This is a genomic window from Candidatus Thioglobus sp. (assembly GCF_028599055.1).
In the GTDB taxonomy this organism is placed as follows: domain Bacteria; phylum Pseudomonadota; class Gammaproteobacteria; order PS1; family Pseudothioglobaceae; genus Thioglobus_A.
In genome coordinates, this window is the sequence record NZ_JAQRMS010000130.1 from 1 (window position 1) to 3,324 (window position 3,324).

A 3,324-nucleotide genomic window follows, 5' to 3' on the forward strand; every position below is an offset into this window, starting at 1 on the left:
TTGATGGCGGCACGGTTAAAGTTGGTATTAAGAAAGATGCAGTCATACTTAACATTTCTTAAATGAAAATCTTAATAAGTAATGATGACGGTTATCAAGCCGAAGGTATACAAACATTAACGAGATACTTATCAAAAGATCATAAAGTTGTTGTTGTTGCCCCGAATGAAAATAAATCTGCATCGAGTAGCTCTTTAACGCTCAATCGAGCATTAAAACCTATCAAGATAGAGGATAATATCTACATTATCGACGCTACACCAAGTGATTGCGTGCATTTAGCGCTTTGTGGGTTTCTGGAAGATTCATTTGATTTAGTCGTTACTGGTATAAACTTCGGCCCAAATTTGGGCGATGATGTGATTTATTCAGGCACGGTAGCAGGTGCTATTGAAGGGCGTTTTTTAGGCTTGCCATCGGTGGCAATTTCTCTGGCCAGCTGGCAGGGTGAAAACTTTGAAACAGCAGGTAAAGTTGCGCAACAAATAATTAGCCAATTGCACACTTCACAACTTTCGCACGATACTGTATTAAATATTAACGTGCCAGATGTGGCCTATGAAGAGATACATGGCTTCCAAACCACGCGCCTTGGCAAACGCCATATGTCTGAAGACAGTATTCAGGATAAGGATGATCCTGCTAGCTATTGGATTGGTGAAAACGGCAAAGAGGCCGATAATGGGGTAGGTACAGATTTTCACGCTATTGCTAACAACTACGTTTCTGTCACGCCATTGCAAATTGATCTTACCAAATACAACGAAATTGATACTGTCTCAGACTGGCTAAAAGATTTGAGCTAGTTGCTCCAAGTATCTCTTAAGCTTACCGTTTTGTTGAAGACAATCTCATTTGGAGATTGACTATCCCTGCAAAAGTACCCCTCACGCTCGAACTGATAAGCCGCTTCCACTTCAGCATTGGCCATTGTTGACTCTACCATGCCGTAAGTTACTACTAATGACTCAGGGTTGATTAACTGCTCAAAGTGGTCATTCTTACCAGGGTTTTCTAAAGTAAATAAGCGGTCATACATTCGAAATTCAGCTCGCAACGCCTTGGTGGCTTCTACAAAATGAATCACCCCTTTCACCTTGCGTCCGTCGGCTGGGTTTTTACCTAGTGTGTCCGGATCATAAGTGGCATATACCGTGGTTATATTACCATCAAAATCGGTGTCAAACGTCGTGGCGTTGATTACATAAGCATTACGCAGGCGCACTTCCTTGTCAATAGCGAGGCGTTTGAATTTTTTGTTTGGCGCCACTTCTTCAAAATCCGCACGATCAATAAATAACTCTCGTGAGAAGAAAATCTCGCGTTTACCCATGGCTTCATTTTGCGGGTGAATAGGGGCTTGCAAAGTCTCTACTTGGTCTTCAGGATAGTTTTCAATAATGACCCGTATTGGATCAATCACACCCATGGTGCGTGGCGCAACCGTGTTCAGATCGTCACGTACAGCATCTTCTAAAATTTTCATATCAGTCATGCTATCAACTTTAGAAATGCCGATGCGATCAGAAAAATCACGAATACTTGCCGCTGTATAGCCACGACGTCTTAAGCCGGAAATGGTTGGCATGCGTGGGTCGTTCCAGCCTTCTACTAATCCATCTTCTACCAACTGCTGTAGCTTGCGCTTTGACATAACGGTATATTCAAGATTAAGCCTTGAGAACTCATATTGATGCGGGCGCTCAGGTTTGTTAAAGTCGTCTAAGTTATCAAGCATCCAATCATAAAGATGTCGATTGTTTTGAAACTCTAGCGTACATAGTGAGTGAGTAATACCTTCAATAGCATCACTAATACAATGAGCAAAATCATACATTGGGTAAATGCGCCATTCATTGCCAGTTTGATGGTGCTTATCAAAACGAATACGGTATAGTGCAGGATCACGCATACACATAAACGAACTAGCCATATCAATTTTGGCACGTAGCACGCATTCACCTTCGGAGAATTTACCTTCTTTCATCTTGGCAAGTAGTTCTAAATTCTCTTGGGTAGAGGTGTCACGATATGGGCTAGCCTTGCCAGCTTCTTTTAAGGTGCCACGATATTTACGTGTTTGATCGGCATCTAAAAAACACACATAGGCCAAACCTTTGTTAATCAGTTCACGTGCGTAGTCATAAAACTGAGGGAAATAATTAGAGCTATATTGGATTTCACCATCCCAGTCAAAGCCTAGCCATTTAACATCAGCTTTAATAGAATCAACAAACTCCACATCTTCTTTGGCAGGGTTGGTGTCATCAAAGCGTAAATTGCACTTGCCGTTGTAATCCTGTGCCAAACCAAAATTTAAACAAATTGATTTTGCATGGCCAATATGTAAATAGCCATTAGGCTCAGGTGGAAAACGCGTTTGAATCGATGAATGCAGTCCAGAATCTAAATCATCATTGATTTGATTACGAATAAAATTAGTAGTCTCTACTGGGGCGTTGTCACTCATAATGGGCTTTTGAAAAATAATGCGCAAATTATATCATTAAACCCTCATACTAATATATTGTGCACTACACGTAGTAAAATTCATTTTATGAAAATTGCAATTGTAAAACTCTCGGCACTTGGTGATATTATTCACGCCATGGTTGCGTTGCAATTTATCAAGAAGGAATATCCTGATTGCCAAATTGATTGGGTTGTTGAAGAAGCTTTTAAAGGTATTCTTGCCAATAACCCAGATATTGACACTATCCATACGGTTAATATTAAAAAAGCTAAAAAAAATAAATCTTTAAAATTACTTTTCCAAGAGTTTAAAAAACTTAGAAACTTGCCGAAATATGACCTTGTGATTGATGCACAAGGTTTAATCAAGTCAGCGATTGTTGCTCGCACCATTCCATCTAATAAAACCTTTGGGTTTGATAAGAGCTCTTTGCGCGAGTCTTTTGCTGCTAATTTTTATACAGATAATTGTCATATTGGTTATTCTGAAAATATTATTAAACGTAATGTGTTTGTTGTTTCGAGCGCTTTAGAGTTTGATATTTCACATGCTAATATCCTAGATAAAAAGCCTTTTCTTTATTCTGACTCTAAAGATGTAGATATGCCCATTGAGAGCGGTAAGGTAAATATCGCTTTTATTCCAGGTGCTTCATTCGAGTCTAAGATTTATCCAATAGATAAGTATATTGAATTGGCCAATAAGTTGGATGCGAACATTGTTGTTTTTTGGGGTAATGCAGAAGAAAAGCTAATGGCACAGAAGATACAGTCTGGTGCAGTTAATGTGATTACTTCTCAACAACTAACACTGGACGAGCTTAAAGCTTGTATCGCACAAGTTGATTTAGT

Annotated in this window: 3 protein-coding genes; 2 read left to right on the top strand and 1 reads right to left on the bottom strand. The window is 39.4% G+C overall.

What is annotated here, in order from left to right; translation table 11 throughout:
- Positions 1–62: 62 nt before the first annotated feature.
- Positions 63–806 (top strand): 5'/3'-nucleotidase SurE, encoded by a 744-nt coding sequence (gene surE / locus PSN35_RS06725; protein WP_300031230.1) that lies wholly within the window; start codon positions 63–65, stop codon positions 804–806.
- On the opposite strand, the gene PSN35_RS06730 is transcribed toward surE, so the two are convergent.
- Positions 803–2,470, bottom strand: coding sequence for a glutamine--tRNA ligase/YqeY domain fusion protein (locus tag PSN35_RS06730; RefSeq protein WP_300031233.1), 1,668 nt, complete (start codon positions 2,468–2,470; stop codon positions 803–805). The two genes, surE and PSN35_RS06730, sit on opposite strands and share 4 nt — an antisense overlap.
- Before the next feature lie 87 nt (positions 2,471–2,557).
- Between PSN35_RS06730 and waaC the strand changes: the two genes are divergently transcribed.
- The coding region (gene waaC / locus PSN35_RS06735) for a lipopolysaccharide heptosyltransferase I (protein ID WP_300031236.1) at positions 2,558–3,324 on the top strand (767 nt) is incomplete at its 3' end.